Genomic DNA, 19,405 nt, shown 5'->3' with positions numbered 1-19,405 from the left:
CGATCAACCGAACGGGTGGTGCGTATTGCCCCGATTTTCAGCACATCGCTCACCCCGAAAATGGCTTAATCGATTGTAGGCTTCGACGAGGGTTCCAAGCGCTTGCCTTTCGCAGCGCAGCATCCTAGGCAGGCCGCGAGGCTTACCCCAGGGAGCAGGAGCCCTGAGGCGAAACCAGGCTGAGGAGCGAGCATGACCAAGTGGGTCTACACCTTTGGCGACGGAGCGGCCGAAGGCCGTGCCGGAGATAAAAATCTGCTGGGCGGCAAGGGGGCCAATCTGGCCGAAATGTGCAGCCTTGGCCTTCCGGTGCCACCGGGTTTTACGATCACCACGGAAGCCTGCAACCACTACTATGCCAATGGTCGCGCCTATCCGGACACGCTGGAAGGCGATGTCGACGAGGCGCTTGGGCATATCGGCCGGATCACCGGTCGCAGCTTCGGCGATCCTAAAAAACTTCTTCTTGTTTCCGTGCGTTCCGGTGCCCGCGCGTCCATGCCGGGCATGATGGACACTGTGCTCAATCTCGGGCTTAACGACGAGACGGTCGAGGCATTGGCGAGCGATTCCGGTGACGCGCGCTTTGCCTATGACAGCTACCGCCGTTTTATCCAGATGTACTCCGATGTCGTCATGGGGCTCGATCACGAAGTCTTCGAGGAAATCCTGGAGGATCGGAAGGCAAGTCTGGGCTACGAACTCGATACGGAGCTTTCCGCTATCGAATGGCAAGGCGTGATCGCGCTCTACAAGGCCAAGGTCGAAGAGGAACTCGGCAAGCCATTTCCACAGGACCCGCGTGAGCAACTCTGGGGCGCAATCGGTGCCGTCTTCTCCAGCTGGATGAATGCGCGCGCCATCACCTATCGCCGCCTGCACGATATTCCCGAAGCCTGGGGCACTGCCGTCAACGTACAGGCTATGGTGTTCGGCAATATGGGCGAGACCTCGGCCACCGGCGTTGCCTTCACCCGCAACCCCTCGACCGGCGAAAAGGTGCTCTATGGCGAGTTCCTGGTGAACGCGCAGGGCGAAGACGTGGTGGCCGGCATCCGCACACCACAGAACATCACCGAGGCAGCCCGTATCGCTGCCGGCTCCGACAAGCCATCGCTTCAAAAGCTGATGCCCGAGGCCTTCGCCAATTTCGTTGCGATCTCGGACAAGCTTGAAAAGCATTATCGCGACATGCAAGACCTCGAATTCACCATCGAGCGCGGCAAATTGTGGATGCTGCAGACCCGATCCGGCAAGCGCACCGCCAAAGCGGCGCTGAAGATCGCGGTTGACATGGCGCATGAAGGCTTGATCACCAAGGAGCAGGCTGTCGCGCGCATCGATCCGTCATCGCTCGATCAATTGCTGCATCCGACCATCGATCCGCGTGCCGAGCGCAACGTCATCGGCGTCGGCCTACCGGCATCGCCGGGTGCCGCCACAGGCGAGATCGTGTTTTCTTCCGACGACGCCGAAGAGCTGAAATCTCAGGGCCGCAAGGCCATCCTCGTGCGCGTCGAAACTTCCCCGGAGGATATCCATGGGATGCATGCCGCCGAAGGCATCCTCACCACTCGCGGCGGCATGACCAGCCATGCCGCCGTTGTGGCGCGTGGCATGGGCAAGCCTTGCGTTTCGGGGGCCGGTTCGCTGCGTGTCGACCACAAGGCCGGCGTGCTGATCGCGCTCGGTGCCACCTTCAAGAAGGGCGACGTCATCACCATCGATGGTGGCAACGGCCAGGTGCTGAAAGGCTCCGTGCCGATGTTGCAGCCCGAATTGTCCGGCGACTTCGCCGCCATCATGGAATGGGCCGACGGCGCACGACGCATGAAAGTGCGCACCAATGCCGAGACGCCGGCGGATGCTCGCATGGCCCGCTCTTTCGGTGCCGAGGGCATCGGGCTCTGCCGTACCGAGCATATGTTCTTCGACGGTGCGCGCATCGTCGCCATGCGCGAGATGATCCTGGCCGACACCGAGAAGGATCGTCGCGCTGCGCTTGCCAAGCTTCTGCCCATGCAGCGTTCGGATTTCCTCGAGCTCTTCGAGATCATGGCCGGCTTGCCGGTGACCATCCGCCTGCTCGACCCACCGCTGCATGAATTCTTGCCCAAGACCGAGGAGGAGGTGGCCGAAGTCGCCGCTGCCATGAACGTCTCGGCTGACAAGCTGCGGCAGCGTACCGAAGCTCTGCACGAATTCAACCCGATGCTTGGACATCGTGGCTGCCGCCTGGCGGTCTCTTATCCCGAAATCGCCGAAATGCAGGCGCGCGCCATTTTCGAGGCCGCGGTCGAAGCTGGTCGCAAAGCCGGCGCGCTCGTCGTACCGGAAATCATGGTGCCGCTGGTCGGCATCGTGAAGGAACTCGACTACGTGAAGGCGCGTATCGACCAGGTGGCCAAGGCCGTGATGGACGAGACCGGCGTCAAGATCGATTACCTCACCGGTACGATGATCGAACTGCCGCGGGCGGCGATCCGCGCCCATGTCATTGCCGAAACGGCGGAGTTCTTCTCCTTCGGCACCAATGATCTGACCCAAACCACCTTCGGCATTTCGCGCGACGATGCTGCCTCCTTCCTGGAAACCTATCGCCAGAAGGGCATCATCGAGCAGGATCCATTTGTATCGCTCGACCGTGATGGCGTTGGTGAGCTGGTGCGCATGGCTGCCGAAAAGGGCAGGGGTACCCGCCCGTCGATCAAGCTCGGCATCTGTGGAGAGCACGGCGGCGATCCGGCTTCGATCAGCTTCTGCGAGGAAGTGGGGCTGGACTATGTCTCCTGCTCGCCTTTCCGCGTGCCCATCGCTCGTTTGGCTGCAGCGCAGGCGGCCGTCGCAATGTGACAGGGGAAAACGTCCGGCGATCTTGTGACTGCCGTCGCAAGATCGCCGTTTTCGTTATCCAAGGGCAGCGCAAACAAAAGTTCCCGGAAGTTGCGATGCGTATCCTTGCTGCTCTTGTGTTGACGGCGATGCTTTCTAGCGGTCCTGCATTGGCTGCGCCGTCCGAACATCTTGTCGAGCCAACCTTGCATATCGGACCGGGCGGTAGGGAAGCACCGCGTGTGGCGCTGACCTTCGATGCCTGCATGGGCAAGACGGATCGCCGTATCCTGTCTGTGTTGATCGACAATGGTGTGCCGGCGACAATCTTCGTCACTAGCCGCTGGCTGAAGCACAACAAGGACGTTCTTGCCGAGTTGCAGGCTCATCCGGATCTGTTCGAGATCGAGGACCACGGCGCCATGCATGTGCCGGCGGTTGATCGCCCGGTCCATATTTTCGGCATCGCCGCTGCGGGCTCGCCTGCGGCTGTTGAACAGGAAGTGCGAGGCGGCGCCGAAGCCATCAAGGCGGCCGGCGTGGCGACATCACGCTGGTTTCGAGGAGCCACGGCGCGTTACAGCAAAAGCGCCATCGAACAGATCCGCAAGCTTGGCCTGCGAGTCGCCGGCTACTCCGTGAATGGGGATGGCGGCTCGCTGCTCGGCGCCGCGACCACCGAAAAACGCATCGCGGCCGCGCGTGACGGCGACGTCGTGATCGCCCATATCAACCAGCCGACACATGCGGCCGGCGAAGGGGTCGTCAACGGCATCCTTGCGCTCAAGGCGAAGGGTTTTTCCTTTGTGAAGCTGTCGGATGTGCCAACTGAGGGCTCGGACGGCACCACGATGGAGACGGTCGCCGGCTACTGAGCGGTCCGCCTGCGAGCCTGTGTCTGCAAAGAAGCTGGATTTGGCTTCTTCGACGAGTTCGAATTAGGTTGGTGTTGCTTCGATGGTGACGCGGTCGGGATAAAAGGCGCCGTGATCCTTGATGACGAGCATTTCGTCATAGGGTGTTTGATAGGCCCACATCACGTCCTTGCGTGTTTCCCCGTCGGTATCGGCGCTCCAATAGCTGGCGTTACCCTTGTAGGGACAATGGGTGGACGTATCGCTCGGCTTCAGCGCTTCGAAGCGTATGTCGGCAAACGGAACATAGAGCACTGGCGGATAGCTGGCTTCCTGCAGAAGCTGCGCACGGCCGGAAGCCGCGATCACCGTGCCGCCGTGGCTGACGGTGACCGTACCAGCGAACGGTTTGACCGTAATGGTGTGGGCAGGGTTGCGCTGGAAGCCCGGCGCGGGGTTGGCTTTCTTGTCCATGAGAGATCTCCGTTGCTGATCTCAATATAGGATCAACAACTGCAGGGGCCAGAAACCTGCTGACAACTGGGCTTGCAGTTAAGCCGCGACCTTCAGCGCATCCATCAACCCGGCATAGGCCTCAGCGATGCGGGCGGCCGGGTTGCTGCTCTTGGACGCGGTTTCCACTTTCAAGGAGCCGCCTTTGGCCGGCAGCGACAGCAGCAGATATTGCCGGTTTTCGCCATCGCCGACCGATGCTGCGGCGACATATTCATCGGCACCCTCGTTCAGCACGCACATGCTGAACAACAATTTGCCGCTGACGGCCTCAAGTGCGCCGTCGACAACGGTTGCAAACTCTTCCCTGGAGACAGCCTTGGCCACCGGCACCAACTCGCCGAGGCTTTCCTCGAGCGCGGTTTCAAGGGCTTCATCATCGATCTGCGGGTCCATCACGAACCTCATTCATCTCGCCTGTCATGTCCCGCCGCCTTGAAAATATGCAGACTTTGGTCGGCTTGACAATGGTTGGTTGCAGATTCGCCGTGCGTTGCGCGTACAAAGGGTCCTTTCTGACCTTGCGGTAGTCTGGACTTTCTTCGCGTTCCTTTCAGAATGCTGAAAAATACAAGAGGAGGAACACGATGCTCGGACTGATGCAGCAATGGCCCTTGCTGTGCCACAAGATCCTCGACAATGCCGCGGTCCAGCACGGCAAGCGCGAAATCGTCTCGCGCTCCTGCGAAGGCCCGATCGTGCGCACGAGCTATGCTGAACTCAGGCAGCGTTCGTTGAAGGTTGCGCAGCGTCTGGAGCGCGATGGCTTCAAGACGGGTGACCGCATCGCAACACTCGCTTGGAACACCGCCCGTCACCTCGAGGCCTGGTATGGCATCATGGGCATCGGCGCCGTCTACCACACGCTGAACCCGCGCCTGTTTCCCGAGCAGATCGTCTGGATCATGAACCATGCCGAGGATCAGGCAGTCTTCGTTGATCTCACCTTCGTGCCGCTGATCGAGAAAATTGCCGGTGCGGTCAAATCATTGAAAAAAATCATTGTCCTGACCGACAAGGAGCATATGCCAGCGACCAGCCTGCCCAATGCCGTAGCCTATGAAGAATGGATGGCCGACGCCGATGGGGACTTCCAGTGGGCAAGCGTTGATGAGAACACCGCCGCCGGCATGTGCTACACTTCGGGCACAACGGGCGATCCCAAAGGTGTGCTCTACAGCCATCGCTCTAACGTGCTTCATGCCATGATTGCAGCCATGCCGGACGCGATGGGCATTTCCTCGCGCGATGTCGTGCTGCCCGTGGTGCCGATGTTCCATGCCAATGCCTGGGGGCTCGGCCAGTCCGGGCCGATGATCGGCGCCAAAATGGTCATGCCTGGCGGCAAGATGGACGGCGCCTCCATCTATGAACTGCTCGACACCGAACAGGTGAGTTTCACCGCGGCGGTTCCGACCGTGTGGCTGATGCTGCTGCAATATCTGGAAGAGACGGGTAAGAAATTGCCTTACCTCAAGAAAGTGGTGATCGGCGGCTCGGCGTGTCCACGCGCCATCACCCAGAAATTCCAGGACAATTACGATGTCCAGGTCATCCACGCCTGGGGAATGACAGAAATGAGCCCTCTCGGCACGCTGGGCACGCTGAAGCCGGAATATGCCGGTTTGACGGGAGATGCGCTGCTTGATGTGCAACAGACACAAGGTTTCGCGCCATTCGGCGTCGAAATGAAGGTCACCGATGACAACAACAACACGCACCCTTGGGACGGCAAGACCTTCGGCCGCCTGAAGGTAAGGGGGCCTGCGGTAGCGAGCGCCTACTATGGCGGCGCGGGAGCCGAGCAATTCGATGAGGACGGCTGGTTCGATACCGGCGACGTCGCCCATATCGACCCTAACGGCTACATGCAGATCACTGACCGGGCCAAGGATGTCATCAAGTCCGGCGGGGAATGGATCTCCACCATCGAACTGGAGAACCTCGCCGTCGGCCATCCCGACGTGGCGGAAGCGGCCGCTATCGGCATCCGTCATTCCAAATGGGACGAACGGCCGTTGCTTGTGGTGGTTAAAAAGCCGGGTAAGGACCCTTCACGAGACGATATTCTTGGCTTCATGGATGGCAAGATCGCCAGATGGTGGATGCCGGATGATGTCGCCTTCGTCGCTGAGATCCCGCACACGGCGACCGGCAAGATCCAGAAGAGCGCATTGCGTGCTCAGTTTCGCGATTACCGCCTGCCGACCGACTAGTGCATGTCCCCAAATTGCGATCGATTTCGGAAAGGATCATGCGCGAAATCAAAAGTGCCGGCGCGCCCTTTGCACGTCCCAATGGAGGCGCTGCGCCCTAACGCAATTCGCACTCGAAAGGCGGCGCTGATCACCGCTTTTCGGCTTCAATCCGGTGTCGAAACACTCTAATGCTCTGGCCGGGCTTGGGAAATCGGTGGCGATGACAGCATATCCCGAACGGCAGGTGGCAAAGGCGGCAGGCTGGTCGCGGCGAACGGGTGCGTTCTCGGCAGTGCTGTTGCTGACAGCCTGGGTCGGTCATCACTACGGCTTGGTCGAGACCGGTGGCTTCTTGTGGGTGCTGGCGTTGGTGGCGCTGCTGGCACTTTTTGCTCTGCTATTTGCAGGCTTCGCGCTGGCGAGGCTGTGGAACCAGGGTGCTATCGGTGGCCGCGACCTTTCGGTTGGCGCGCTTCTGGCGGTGTTCGTATTGGTGCCTTACGCTCTGGCCGGCTACCGCATTGCCACCTACCCGTCGCTGCGTGACATCTCGACCGATCTCGACAATCCCCCTCGGCTCGACGTCAGCTCTCGCACGACCGGCATGAATGTTCTCACTCCACTGACACCGGGGGAGGAGCGCCTGCAAGCCGAACTCTATCCGCTGGTGACCGGACATCGCTACGATCTGCCTTTCGACGAGACCTTGGCGGCCGTGCAGACCGTAATGGACCGTCGCCGCTGGAGCATCGTTGGCGCAATGCCGGAGCCGCTGGAAGGACAGAACAACGCGACCATCACCGCTCTTGCCAAGTCCTTTGTACTGGACCTGCCGGCTGATGTGGCGGTCCGCGTTACCGCCGATGGAGAGACGACGCTCGTCGACATGCGCTCTGCCTCACGCTACGGTCGCCATGACCTTGGTGACAATGCCGAACGGATCATCTCGTTTCTCGGCGAACTCGACCAGGAAGTCTCGGCACAGATCGGCACGACGGCCGCGCAATAGCTTTTTGTCGGGCAACGCATCAATCGGCCCGAAGTGACTATATAAGCTCTGATGTTAGGCAGCCGGTCGGAATACAGCGTCGATTGAGATTTCACCCTCGGTGGCCGCCAGCCCTCGTGCCACCAGATCCTCCAGATGCGCCAGGACGGAAAGCCCGGCCGCTCCATGCAGGCGCGGGTCGGTCTCGCGATAGATCGCTTCGACGATCGTCTTGATGGTGCGGTCGCCCAGTTTCAGCCGTTCCAGAACGGCACGTTCACGCATTTTGCGATGCGCTTTCAGCCCGCGCATGAAGGTTTTCGGACCAGTCACCGCTCCCCCATGCCCGGGCAGCAAAACCCGGTCCTCGCGCTCAAGCAGCCGGTCGAGCGAGGCCATGTAATCGGCCATTGCACCATCGGGTGGTGCCACGATACTGGTCGCCCAGGCCATCACGTGGTCGGCCGAGAACAGGATGCCGGTGCCTTCCAAAGCGAAGGCCGCGTGATTGGCGGTGTGGCCAGGCGTCAGCACCGTGCGGATTGCCCATCCGTCTCCCGTTGTCAACGAACCGTCGGGCAGGACGACATCGGGTTGGAATTCGATGTCGGCGCTGGCGTCGAGCGGATTGGTTTCTCCGATCCTGCGCGGCCGGGCAGGGCGATGCGGACCTTCAGCCAGAACAATGGCTCCTGTCGCCGCCTTCAACTTGGCTGCGAGTGGCGAGTGGTCGCGATGTGTATGGCTGACGAAGATGTGGCTGACAGGTCTCCCGCCAATCGCGTCCACAAGCGTGTTGAAGTGTTCCTGATTATCCGGGCCAGGATCGATCACCGCCAGCGTATCACTGCCGATGACGTAGGAATTGGTGCCGTGGAAAGTGAAAGGGCTGGGGTTCCTGGCGGTGACGCGCAGGACGCCAGGCGCCAGTTCCACCGCGGAAGCATAGGCAGGCTCGAATCGGGCATTGAATTTGAGGGCCATCGCGCCTTAGGTCGCCGGATGTGTCGCGGCGTCCGTCCGTTCAGAAAACAACTCGGCGGATCGCTTTTGCGGACAGAGTGACAAAGCAGCCCACCTGCGGAGTTGGGCCGGATTATAGAGATTGTGGCCGTCGACAGCGATTAGTGCCGTGGTTCCTGATGCTGCCGATTTTCTCATGTTGCTGTCAAAACAATAGACTTGATGCTCAACTCGGCGAGGTAGGAGCTGCCACCGAGATGGATATTCTCATATAGACGTTCTCATGGCGACCTTCGACTGGTGTTTCACGTTATCGCGTTTTGGTTGCCCCATACCAGCGAATTTGGCCGCCGCAACGTAGGGTGCCATCACAATGTCGGAACAGCTATAGACAATTGATACTGGATCCGAGCAAGTTCGTGCGACGGATCGCGCTGGACTTGGCCGGGTTGGTTGCAGTCGTCAGATCATCTCGCTATAGGCGATTTGACATGGGGCGCGTCTTAAATGGCTGGCCGTTCAGGTTATGCCGGAGACGAAAAGAGAAGTAGAACGCTCCATTCTTTAAAATCGAGATTACATAATGCGCTCATCGAAGATCTTTCTCTCTTTTCGATTTCAACTTTTTGGTGCGATCATTGTTGCTTCATTAATCCCTGCCCTTATTAGGCAATTTTTTGACAATGATATATTTTCATCTCAAACGCAATTTAATACATTTATCGGAACTGCCGTAGCGATTACTTTTGGATATATTCTCCATAGAAGGATAGCTGTTATACCTGGTGTTAAGGCGGATTTTTACATAATACCTATATATGCGATATCTTTTTATATATTGGTGCTTTTCATGTTTCTTGCCAGAATAGATTATACAAGAGTGACGCTTATTTCAGGCTTTTTCGCTGTGATATTTTGGTTTCATGGAATTGCTGTGCTCTCTCGAAGGGTTCGTGAATATTCATTAGCTGTTGTGCCAGGCGGCGATGTTGAGGCGCTCTTGGAGTTGAGTGGCGTCCGATGGGTGATGTTATCCGATACGACAATGCCTCATCGAACTTGGAACGGGCTTGTGGCCGATCTGCGGGCAGATTTGTCACCCCAATGGGTTCGTTTTATCTCTGAAACGGCACTCGCGGGGACTCCGGTATTCCATGTCAAAGAGATTCGAGAGTCACTCACGGGGATGGTGGAGATAGAGCATCTTTCGGAGAATACTCTAGGCTCTCTTAATCCAAACGAAGCCTATCGGGAACTTAAGCATACGCTGGATTGGTTGAGCGCCTTGTTAGCTTTAATTGTTCTTCTACCGGCATTCGCGGTTATCTCTATACTCATAAAGATAGATTCTTCCGGCCCCGTTCTGTTTAGGCAGGAGCGCCGCGGTTATCGGGGGAGGGCGTTCAAAGTATTCAAGTTTCGTACTATGATTGCGACGCAATCGAACCCGGCCGATGTTGGTGAAGGAAACAAAGGTGCAGAGCATGCCAGAGAGCAGGCTCGGACCAAGGAACGGGATGCGAGAGTCACGCGCGTAGGCCGAGTTCTTCGGCGAACCAGGTTGGATGAACTGCCTCAAGTGCTTAACATTCTACGAGGTGAAATGAGCTGGATAGGTCCGAGACCAGAAGCGTTGGTTTTGTCAAAGTGGTATGAAAGTGAACTGCCGTTTTATAGCTACCGGCATATTGTTTTTCCCGGGATTACGGGTTGGGCGCAGATAAATCAGGGGCATGTCTCGTCAGTTGAGGATGTCAGTGAAAAGCTTCATTTTGATTTTTATTATATAAAGAATTTTTCATTTTGGTTGGATTTGATTATTATTATGAGGACAGCAAAGATTATTTTTACAGGATTCGGCTCTCGCTGAAAAATGAGTAAAATTCCTAGTGGAGACGCGGCGTATGGCTCTAAAATCGAGTCTACTTATGTGGTTTCTGCGAGCACGTCGTTCACGACGCGAATAAGCAATTCATCTTAACGCATCTCAAGGCGCAGTAACGAATAGTAATTTCTCGCCCAAGGTTGATGTGTCGTCGACCGTCCCGCCTTGCTATGAATCGTTCAGATCTTCCTAGCTTGACCATTTCAGCTGCAGAGCTTACGAAAAAGTCATCGTTCAAGAAACGGCGAGCCACGTTTCAAATAGGCTAACGAGTGTTTCTCGATCAAATTCGCGACGGCAGTACGCGCGCGCTTTTTCTCCCATTGATCGTCGATCTGCAATGGAAAGAGCAGACAGCTCTTGCGCGAGAGTTGCCAAGCCTTCTGCATCACCCGCCGCACAAGTTAAGCCTGCACCAGCTTCGTTGATAACTCGGGCACCTTCTCCATCCAACATGCCGAGCAGAGGCACCCCGGCGGCCATGTAACTTTGCACTTTACCCGGTATTGTCATCGAAAAGATCGGCGCCGCCTTAAGGGATACCAGCAGCGCGTCCGCTGCACGGAAAAAGGAAGGCATCCTTTCAATCGGATATCGGCCTAAAAGAATGATTCGCTCGTCAAGGCCACGCTGAACTATTTCTTTCTTCAGCCAGTCTACGGCGCGACCGTCACCGAGAACAAAAAATCGTATGTAGGTGTGGTTTCGCAATTTCTCAACAGCATCTAATATCGCTGGAAAATCTTGCGCTTCGCCGATATTTCCGGCGAACAGCACGTTGAAGGTGTCCTGATAGGGCATCATCTCGGGTGCTTTCTCAACGAACGCAGGATCTACTTCGAAAATGGGCTCTGCCCACGCGGGGAAGTAGTCGACCTTTGCCTCTTGCCCGCCATATCTTTCGATGTTGGGGAAAAATGCCTTAGATTGAACCAATATATGGTCGGTGCGCCGATAGATGTAGCTGACAAGCCGACCGATCCAGCCTAGTATGACAGGCGAGCGTACGACATCGACGGCAGAAAGCGTTTCCGGCCAGAGATCGAGAACCCAGACAATAAGTTTTGCGCGCTTCAATCGCCTTTGAAGAATTGCGGGCAAAACAGCTGTAATAGGCGAACTCATGGACACAAAAATGGCATCGAATTTATGCCTACGAAGCCTCCAAACCCCCAGCGTACTGGCCGACAAAACATAGCTTAGATAGTTTAATAGAAGGCGTTTGCTGCTGCGTCCTCGACCAATTACCGGGACACGCAAGACAGGCGCACCATGGAATTTCGAGAAGCGTTGCGGCTCCCGGCGGTACTCTTCGAAGATGTCGCCGTCCGGATAATTGGGCAATCCGGTCAGGATCGTTACATCGTGACCACGCGCGATCAATTCCTCGACCAGATCATTGACCCGGAATGTTTCGGGCCAAAAGAACTGCGTCATTACCAGGATACGCATGACGGACCGTCAATCGTACTGGCGCCAGACCACGCGTCTGACATAGTCCGTGTAGCTGTGGATGATCCGCACCACCTTGTCGGAAACATTTGGCATGGAATAGTCGGCGACCAATCTCATCTGTCGCTCGGCACCACGCAATTGAGACGTCAAGATTGACAACCCTTGGCGGACGCGGCCCGCCTCCAGCCCAACCATCATAACAGCCGCTTCTTCCATCCCCTCCGGCCGTTCATGTGCCTCGCGGAGATTCAGGGCCGGGAAGTTCAAGATGGAAGACTCTTCGTTTATCGTACCGCTGTCTGAAAGCACGGCGCGTGCAGACATTTGAAGTCGGACGTAATCGTGAAAACCAAGCGGTTTTAGCAAACGAACATTGTCGTGGAATTTGGCGCCAGAAGTCTCGACACGCTTCATCGTGCGGGGATGAGTAGATACCACCACTGGAAGATCATAATCTTCGGCCACCGCATTAAGCACCTCGACCAGTTTAGAAAAGGAGCGTGGCGAATCGACATTTTCCTCGCGATGGGCGCTGACTATGAAGTAGCGGAACTCCTTGAGTCCAAGGCGTGCCAGGGCGTCGGACGCATCAATTCTGTCCCGATAGTAGCTCAAGACCTCGAACATCGGACTGCCGGTCTTTATGACCATGTCGGGCGGCAATCCCTCGCGAAGCAGATATTCGCGTGCTATTGAACTGTAAGTCAGGTTGATGTCGGCCGTATGATCGACAATTCTGCGATTGGTTTCTTCAGGCACGCGCTGGTCGAAACAACGATTGCCAGCCTCCATATGGAAAATCGGAATCTTACGTCGTTTTGCGGGAATGACTGCAAGACAGGAGTTGGTGTCTCCCAGGACCAGCATTGCGTCAGGTCTTTCATCCGCCAGGACCTTATCGACAGCGATGATGATGTTACCGATCGTCTGAGCTGCGTTGCCTGCGGCCGCATCAAGAAAATAATCTGGTTTACGGACGCCAAGGTCGTCGAAGAAGACCTGATTGAGCTCATAATCGTAATTCTGGCCAGTGTGGACAAGAATATGACTGCAGTGTTCGTCAAGTCGCGCCATGACACGCGAGAGCCGGATTATCTCGGGACGTGTGCCGACGACAGTAAGCACTTTCAGTTTGGTCACGGCTTAACTTTCATTGCGAATGTGTCCGGTTTGGCGCGGTCGAATATCTCATTCGCCCAAAGCATGACGATCAATTCATCTTCACCAACATTGGTCACGTTGTGAGCCCAGCCAGGGATTGTTTCTACGATTTTGGCTTCGCCCCCCTTGGTCACGCACTCAAACGTTTCTCCGGTGTCGATGTTGCGGAATCCAAAGTGTGCAGTTCCTCGAATAACCAGGAACTTTTCGGTTTTGGTGTGGTGGTAGTGTTCACCCCGGGTAATGCCTGGATGTGCAGTAAAATATGAAAACTGGCCGCTATCCTGAGTTTTCAACATCTCTACGAACTCGCCACGCGGATCGGCGTGAACAGGAACGGAATAGGTAAACTCGTCGCACGGAAGGTAGCTGAGATACGTCGCGTGCAATGCACGATACAAGCCTTCCCCGACGCGTGACGTCGTGAGGGTCTCACGGCTTTCGCGAAAGTCGGAGATTGCTCTGGCTATTTCGCCCACAGTTGTTTCATAGACCGGGGCAATCTCACCGAAGCCGCCGCCTGGCTGGGGATTTTCGAGCAGATCAATGAATGTCGATACGACATCGTCGATGTAGACGAGGTTTAGTTTCGCATTCGCATCGTTTATCGAGATCGGCAGATTGCGAGCGATGTTGTGACAGAAGGTTGCGACGGCCGAATTGTAATTCGGACGCGCCCATTTGCCGAACACGTTGGCTAACCGGAATATCCGGACAGGCGCTCCGGTACTGTGGCCATAAGCAAAAAGGACATCCTCGGCAGCGCGTTTGCTGGCACCGTATGGATTGTCCAGGATCGCTTGCGTGGACGAGGCGTAGGCCACGGGTACAGGGCGTCCGACGCCTCGCAAGGTGCTGCACAACCGTTGCGTAAAGCCCTGGTTGCCAATGGTGAATTCCGCTGGATCTTTCGGTCTGTTCGTACCTGCCAGATGGAAGACAAAATCGGCCGTCGCCAGCATTGCCTCGAACTCGCCGGCCGAGGTTGCGCGGGTGACTTGCCGGATGTCAGCGTAGCCCAACTCGCGCAGTCGGACTATGAGGTTCCTGCCGATAAAGCCATTCGCGCCTGTGACGACAATTTGCACGACTCTCAGTCTTCCAGCATAGGCTTTTCGCCCTTGATGATACTGCGCATGAAATCAAGCTTCAGCAGCAAATCCCGCATCCCAGCGACGTCGAGGCGGCGAGTGTTGTGGGAATTGTACTCCTCGCTGGCACTGATCTTCGGTTCACCTTGCTCAACAAACTTCGTGTAGTTGAGGTCGCGCCCATCCGGTGGAACCCGATAATATTCCCCGAGGTCTTCAGCGCCGGCCATCTCCTCGCGACTGAGCAACACCTCATAAAGCTTCTCACCATGACGTGTGCCGATCTCCCGCACATCATGATCAGGCTTATCAAGCAATGTGGTAATGGCTTCAGTCAGTGTTGCAATGGTCGCGGCAGGAGCTTTCTGAACAAAGATATCGCCGTTGCCACCGTGCTGAAAAGCATAGAGCACCAGCTCTACCGCATCTTCCAGCGTCATCATAAAACGGGTCATCGCCGGATCGGTGATGGTGATCGGGCGATTGTTCCGGATTTGGTCGATAAACAGCGGTATCACAGATCCGCGTGACGCCATGACATTTCCGTAGCGGGTACCGCAAATCACGGTACCTGTCCCGTCCAGGTTGCGCGAAACGGCGACCATAACCTTTTCCATCATCGCCTTGGAGATGCCCATGGCGTTGATCGGATAGACTGCCTTGTCAGTCGACAGGCAAATAACTCGTTTGACACCGGCTGCGATTGCCGCCTCGAGCACATTTTCCGTACCCATGACATTGGTCCGGACAGCTTCCATCGGATGGAACTCGCAAGACGGCACCTGTTTAAGTGCAGCTGCGTGGAAACAGAAATCAACACCGCGCATTGCGGCTGCAATGCTGGACGAGTCCCGTATGTCACCAAGGTAGAATTTCAGCTTCGCATTCTGATAGCGCTTGCGCATATCATCCTGCTTCTTCTCATCGCGGCTGAAAATGCGGATCTCGCGCACATCGGTATCAAGAAAGCGGCGCAGCACGGCGTTGCCAAATGAACCCGTACCACCGGTGATCAGGAGGACCTTGTCCTTAAACATAGCTTTCTCGATAAAGTTAGATGAGGGTAAGACCGACTATTGGCCGATGGCAGCACGAATGATCTCATCCTTTTGATCTGGGTTGGGATAGTTAATCAAGACAGCTCGGTACATTCCCTTAAAAACAAACAAACTCCCCGCTGCCGCGCCGATAACGCCGCACGCTGACAGCAATGCGCCAATATCTTTCAACGACCCGGCGCCGCCGAGCGCACTCATGGGGATGCCTACGGCTTGCCGGATCTGGCGGGCCAGCTCAAGATCGTAGCCCTTCATCTGACCATCGTTGTCGATTGAGTTCACGACAATCTCGCCGGCCCCACAGCGCTCAGCTTCCTTTGCAAGATCGATAACCGAGCGCCCCGTGTTGCGCGTGGCATTGTGCGTCCAGACCTCGTAGCCTCCCCCCTTTTTCTTTACGTCGAGCACCACGACGACACTCTGGCGGCCAACTTCATCGGAGATTTGCGAGATAAGCTGCGGATTTTCAATGGCCGCCGAGCTGATGGAAACCTTTTCCACGCCAAGTCCGATAATTCGCTTTGCCTGTTCGGCCGTTTTTACGCCACCGCCATAGCAAAGAGGCATGCGGCATTCGACGGCCAAATCACCGATCATTTTGAAATTTGGCTCCCGCCCCTCGGCGGTCGCATCGATATCAAGCACAATCAGTTCGTCGGATTCCTTTTCGTTGAAGATTTTCACCGCGTTGATCGGATCGCCTACGTACTTCGGATCCTTGAAGCCGATCGTTTTTACAAGTCCGCCGCCATGCACGAGCAGGCAAGGGACGATTCGAGGTCTGAGCATCTACAGGTCCGCGAAGTTCTTGAGGAGCCGGGCACCGTAGTGATGGCTCTTCTCGGGATGGAATTGCACCCCATGAATATTGCCGCTTATCACGCTACACGCAAAATCGGCGCCATAGCTGGCGCGAGCCGCAGCATCTTCGGCACGGGTGCAGTCGAAGTAGAAAGAGTGCAGGAAATAGAACCGCGCATCCTCACCAAGCCCATCAAAAAGCCCACTGGCTGCAGACGGCCGAACATCGTTCCAACCCATGTGGGGGAGAGGAAGCCCATTCGTGCGAGGCTCCGAGCGAAAATTACGAACCGTGCCTTTTATCCAGCCAAGCCCAGGACGACTGCCTTCTTCGCTGTCTTCCGCCAGGATCTGCATTCCGACGCAAACACCGATAACGGGGATTTTCTTCTCAAGTACCAGTTCATCAAGCACACCGCGCATCCCGGATGCTTCCAGAAGCTCCATCGCATGATCGAATGCACCGACACCCGGCAGAACGATTTTGGTTGCCTTGCGCAACTCCTCAGCGGATCTGACGGGCATCGCCTCCAAATTCATCCGCTTGTACATATTTGAAAAGGCTCGGACATTCCCAAGCCCGTAGTCCACGATGGAAATCATCTGATGATTGCTCTTTGGACCCCAACTGCGCGCAAGACTCTTGTTCCTAGATTTATAAAGGTCATTGCGTTCGCATAGTCCTTATAGCTCTTGTTCGGACCATCCATAATCTGCTGCAACTCTCCAACCGTAAGGTCGAGTTTGGTAGCGATGTATTCGAAGTCCTGAGCCAGATCATCGGGGTTGTAAGCAGTCTGCGCAATACGCTCCAGTGCATCCTCCCGCGTCATTTGCCCGGTCAGGATCAGACTGGAAAAATGCGCTCGGCGTTTATCGTAGCCAAACTTTGTCGGCAACCAATAGCCTTCATAAAAACGCGTAAAACGGGATTCGTAGTGCTTGTGTGCATATCTCTGCCAGCCAAACTTATCAACCAACTCTTGCATGGCCTCTTCCTTGCGGAAGGGCACATAATTGAGCGGCTTTACAACCTGAATGCCTTTGAAATAGCGGTAATAAATCTTGAACGTAAAGATATCCGAAAGCGGAAAGGTTTTCAAAGGCCGGGAACCGAACCGGCGATGAATATCTTTCAGCTGCCTCAGGTCACTCGCATGATAGTGCCACTCCAATGGCTCGCGAACACACTCCGTGGAGTAATTCGCGCCGGTCAGAATATATTTGAAACTATGCTTCGCAGCAAAATTATACAGGCCAGCAAAGAATGCGTGATCTTGCGGCGTGTCGATGTGGGGAACTTGCGCTTTGAAAAACGCCAGCTGAAGATCCTTCATCTCCTGCCAGTTAACGACCTCAGTGTGAAGGTCGAGATTCAAACCATCGACAAGCTTCTCAATATTGTTCACCGCCTGCTGCGAGTTCCACCCCGCATCGACGTGGAACAACAGCGGCCTGAGACCAAACTTCGCCTTAGCCAGGTAGGTCACATAGGATGAATCGACACCGCCGCTGATGCCAATGAGACAGTCATGGTCTCTGTCTCGACCGTCCTTCTTGATTTTGTCAACGACGCTTATGATCTCACGCAGTCCGCGCTCGTCGGGATGCCAGTTGGGGAGAATGTTACTGTAGTAATTATTACAATATTCGCACCGCCCATTCGAATCAAAGCTGATCTTCGAATCCGATGTGTCCATGATACAGTTCGTGCAGATCAGGTAGGGGCGATTATTGACCATGCTGCTCTACGACTTTCATATATACGTCTGTTGCGGGTTCGTCTTTCGTCTCAACAGACAGCAGGGGTTTTCTGAGCGCGATGCCTAGCGAGCGTGGAGAATGAATCAAAGCTGTGCAGATTCCTTAATCTGGCGGCAAAGCGCCCCCCCATACCCAAATGACAATTCTACTGCAAGCGCCGATTGATTTTGCACGACAACCGGGAGTGGCTACCTTGAAGAGGAGGCCGCTTGTTTCGCTATAGTGGAGGCGGTATGACCCCCGGCTATCTCGGGGGCAGGCGCTCCGTGAGCGATAGTGAAGGAGCGTTTCCATGGGGCGTACCCTAAAGGAGTTGGTTGATCCCTGTTGGTCTGCTGCATGGCTTATCGGGGCCATTGTATTTCTCTATGTGGTGCTTCCAATTGGGGTCTATCGGTTTTCGCATGAAGATCCTTATCTGCTTACACTAGCAGCACACTCGCTTGTCGCCTGCGTGGCGATAGCAGTTGGTTTCATGACGCCGATATGTGATTCCCGGTTTCGTCCAGGCGCTTGGCGCGTAAATGTCGACGCGCGAACGCTGCACTTTCTAGTTTGGGGTAGTTTCGTGCTTCTCCTAGCAACAACCCTTGTTACGGCAGAAAGTGTCCCGCTGATATCCGCCCTGAAGGGAGCTACCGCCCAGGAGCTTAGTGATCAGCGTGCTGCGTTCTTCAAGATGCGGGCGGGGTGGCAGCAGGCTTTGAATTACCTCAATGCATTCCTAACTAGTTACATAATGCCGATGAGTTTTATTGGCGTTATGATGGGAAAGTCAAGGTATAGAGTATTTGTATTCTTTCTGTTTATGGCATATTGTGAACTTATAATAGAAAAGATACTGTATTTAAGAGTCCTAATTCCGACGATTTACCTGATTGCAAAGGGATGGTTTCTTAATATATATATGATTCCTGTTGTTGTATTTGGCTGCTTCGTGATGCTTTACCTGAACACCTATCTTGCTCGTGGGAGTGAACCCGGGCAGGGGCCTTTGGTGGTGGTTCTGAACATCTTTGATTCGCAGTCGCGTGATTTGCCGCCGGCCAGTGATCCCGTTCAGTCCCCCAAGGGCTACGAGGCGCAGTTGGAGGCGCCTAGCGGCGGGGCCTCATTTTTTGCGGCAGATTATGCGCCTCGGACCGCATTCAAGCAGGTTTTGTGGCGAGCATTTGCTATTCCTGTGGTTACTGCGGCTGATTGGTATCGTGTATTTGAGAACAAATATGGTTCGCGACCGTTTTGGGGGGCGACAAGTTCGATGGTTTCTGCCCTGTTCGGTCTAGAGCGGATAAATTTTGAGGCGTTGGTCCACGGCACTCAGTGGGGAGGGGGGGAGGAAAGCCCCAGCGGGCGTTCTAATTCATTCTATGTGAGTGAAGCCTATGTAAATTTTGGATTGCCTGGAGTTGTTGTTTTTAGTCTATTTATTGGTCAGGCGCTTCGGTGGTTTTACAAATCAAGAGATGAGGCATTTCGAGGAATTTGGTTGCTCTTTGTTTTTGGTATGCTGACGGGTGGCTTGATTGGGAATATGTTTAGTAATGGTTTATTTATTGTATTCTTTTACTGTCTTTTCGTTAGGGTAAGGAAGTTCTTTTAGGAAAAGATTGAGTTGTGAAAAGCTCGTATGCTTACAGAAGAGTGTTGATGAGCTGCCATTTAGTCGTAGGCTGAGTAGCAACTTTATAGGTGGCGAACTGGAACTGGCAAAACTCGCTACTCTGAATTGATTGTCGCCGTGGCGTGCCAAAGCCGCGCTAGATGTTTAGTCCCGGCATTTGCTGGAGCGGATTGAGAGTGAAGCGCTTGGGCTGGGAAGCCCATGCCTTGCAGATGAAC

16 protein-coding genes are annotated in these 19,405 nt (G+C 55.3%); 6 read left to right on the top strand and 10 right to left on the bottom strand.

Annotated features, from left to right (window positions below; all coding sequences use genetic code 11):
* Nucleotides 1-192 precede the first annotated feature (192 nt).
* Together ppdK and L4923_RS14705 are read left to right on the top strand one after the other, a co-directional pair.
* Nucleotides 193-2,853 carry a pyruvate, phosphate dikinase gene (gene ppdK, locus L4923_RS14710; protein WP_239366300.1) on the top strand — a complete coding sequence of 887 codons (2,661 nt, stop codon included), beginning with the start codon at nt 193-195 and terminating at the stop codon, nt 2,851-2,853.
* Between the two features lie 101 nt (nt 2,854-2,954).
* On the top strand, nt 2,955-3,707 hold the full coding sequence (locus L4923_RS14705; RefSeq protein WP_425530953.1) for a polysaccharide deacetylase family protein: 753 nt from the start codon (nt 2,955-2,957) through the stop codon (nt 3,705-3,707).
* A gap of 63 nt (nt 3,708-3,770) precedes the next feature.
* Here the strand turns inward: L4923_RS14705 and L4923_RS14700 are convergent, their stop codons facing one another.
* Together L4923_RS14700 and L4923_RS14695 are read right to left on the bottom strand one after the other, a co-directional pair.
* Nucleotides 3,771-4,160 carry a DUF427 domain-containing protein gene (locus L4923_RS14700; RefSeq protein WP_239366299.1) on the bottom strand — a complete coding sequence of 130 codons (390 nt, stop codon included), beginning with the start codon at nt 4,158-4,160 and terminating at the stop codon, nt 3,771-3,773.
* A 78-nt stretch (nt 4,161-4,238) separates the two neighbouring features.
* Nucleotides 4,239-4,607 carry a hypothetical protein gene (locus tag L4923_RS14695; protein WP_343303308.1) on the bottom strand — a complete coding sequence of 123 codons (369 nt, stop codon included), beginning with the start codon at nt 4,605-4,607 and terminating at the stop codon, nt 4,239-4,241.
* Between the two features lie 179 nt (nt 4,608-4,786).
* On the opposite strand from L4923_RS14695, the gene L4923_RS14690 reads away from it, so the two are divergent.
* Nucleotides 4,787-6,415, top strand: coding sequence for a fatty-acid--CoA ligase (locus L4923_RS14690; RefSeq protein WP_239366298.1), 1,629 nt, complete (start codon nt 4,787-4,789; stop codon nt 6,413-6,415).
* Nucleotides 6,416-6,617: 202 nt separating this feature from the next.
* A complete protein-coding gene (locus L4923_RS14685; RefSeq protein ID WP_239366297.1) occupies nt 6,618-7,406 on the top strand; it encodes a DUF1499 domain-containing protein in 789 nt (262 codons plus the stop codon).
* Between the two features lie 54 nt (nt 7,407-7,460).
* Here L4923_RS14685 and L4923_RS14680 read toward each other — a convergent pair whose 3' ends face one another.
* The gene (locus L4923_RS14680) at nt 7,461-8,369 is read right to left on the bottom strand and encodes an MBL fold metallo-hydrolase (RefSeq protein WP_239366295.1); all 909 of its coding nucleotides are present in this window, start codon (nt 8,367-8,369) and stop codon (nt 7,461-7,463) included.
* Nucleotides 8,370-8,931: 562 nt separating this feature from the next.
* Here L4923_RS14680 and L4923_RS14675 point away from each other — a divergent pair.
* The gene (locus L4923_RS14675) at nt 8,932-10,218 is read left to right on the top strand and encodes a sugar transferase (protein ID WP_239366293.1); all 1,287 of its coding nucleotides are present in this window, start codon (nt 8,932-8,934) and stop codon (nt 10,216-10,218) included.
* A gap of 249 nt (nt 10,219-10,467) precedes the next feature.
* On the opposite strand, the gene L4923_RS14670 is transcribed toward L4923_RS14675, so the two are convergent.
* The 7 genes from L4923_RS14670 to L4923_RS14640 are packed head-to-tail and all read right to left on the bottom strand — an operon-like array spanning nt 10,468 to nt 17,541.
* Nucleotides 10,468-11,685 (bottom strand): glycosyltransferase family 4 protein, encoded by a 1,218-nt coding sequence (locus tag L4923_RS14670; protein ID WP_239366291.1) that lies wholly within the window; start codon nt 11,683-11,685, stop codon nt 10,468-10,470.
* Between the two features lie 9 nt (nt 11,686-11,694).
* Nucleotides 11,695-12,828 carry a non-hydrolyzing UDP-N-acetylglucosamine 2-epimerase gene (gene wecB, locus L4923_RS14665; protein ID WP_239366288.1) on the bottom strand — a complete coding sequence of 378 codons (1,134 nt, stop codon included), beginning with the start codon at nt 12,826-12,828 and terminating at the stop codon, nt 11,695-11,697.
* Nucleotides 12,825-13,937: a UDP-2-acetamido-2,6-beta-L-arabino-hexul-4-ose reductase gene (gene wbjC / locus L4923_RS14660; protein WP_239366285.1), complete on the bottom strand. Its 1,113-nt coding sequence runs from the start codon at nt 13,935-13,937 to the stop codon at nt 12,825-12,827. The genes wecB and wbjC overlap by 4 nt, the downstream gene beginning before the upstream one ends.
* A 5-nt stretch (nt 13,938-13,942) precedes the next feature.
* Entirely contained in the window at nt 13,943-14,977 is a 1,035-nt protein-coding gene (locus tag L4923_RS14655) for a polysaccharide biosynthesis protein (protein ID WP_239366282.1), read from the bottom strand.
* Nucleotides 14,978-15,013: 36 nt separating this feature from the next.
* The gene (locus L4923_RS14650; protein ID WP_239366279.1) at nt 15,014-15,787 is read right to left on the bottom strand and encodes an AglZ/HisF2 family acetamidino modification protein; all 774 of its coding nucleotides are present in this window, start codon (nt 15,785-15,787) and stop codon (nt 15,014-15,016) included.
* On the bottom strand, nt 15,788-16,402 hold the full coding sequence (gene hisH, locus L4923_RS14645; protein ID WP_239366276.1) for an imidazole glycerol phosphate synthase subunit HisH: 615 nt from the start codon (nt 16,400-16,402) through the stop codon (nt 15,788-15,790). It abuts the gene before it with no gap.
* Nucleotides 16,399-17,541, bottom strand: a complete 1,143-nt coding sequence (locus L4923_RS14640; protein ID WP_275448422.1) for an N-acetyl sugar amidotransferase — start codon at nt 17,539-17,541, stop codon at nt 16,399-16,401. Before L4923_RS14640 ends, hisH begins: the two co-directional genes overlap by 4 nt.
* Nucleotides 17,542-17,855: 314 nt before the next feature.
* On the opposite strand from L4923_RS14640, the gene L4923_RS14635 reads away from it, so the two are divergent.
* Complete coding sequence (locus L4923_RS14635; protein WP_239366272.1) at nt 17,856-19,166, top strand: hypothetical protein; 1,311 nt, start codon at nt 17,856-17,858, stop codon at nt 19,164-19,166.
* Nucleotides 19,167-19,405: the final 239 nt, after the last annotated feature.

The sequence above is a fragment of the Terribium retamae genome, from assembly GCF_022347545.1.
Classification (GTDB): domain Bacteria; phylum Pseudomonadota; class Alphaproteobacteria; order Rhizobiales; family Rhizobiaceae; genus Mesorhizobium; species Mesorhizobium retamae.
This window is presented reverse-complemented; position numbering and strand designations above follow the sequence as displayed.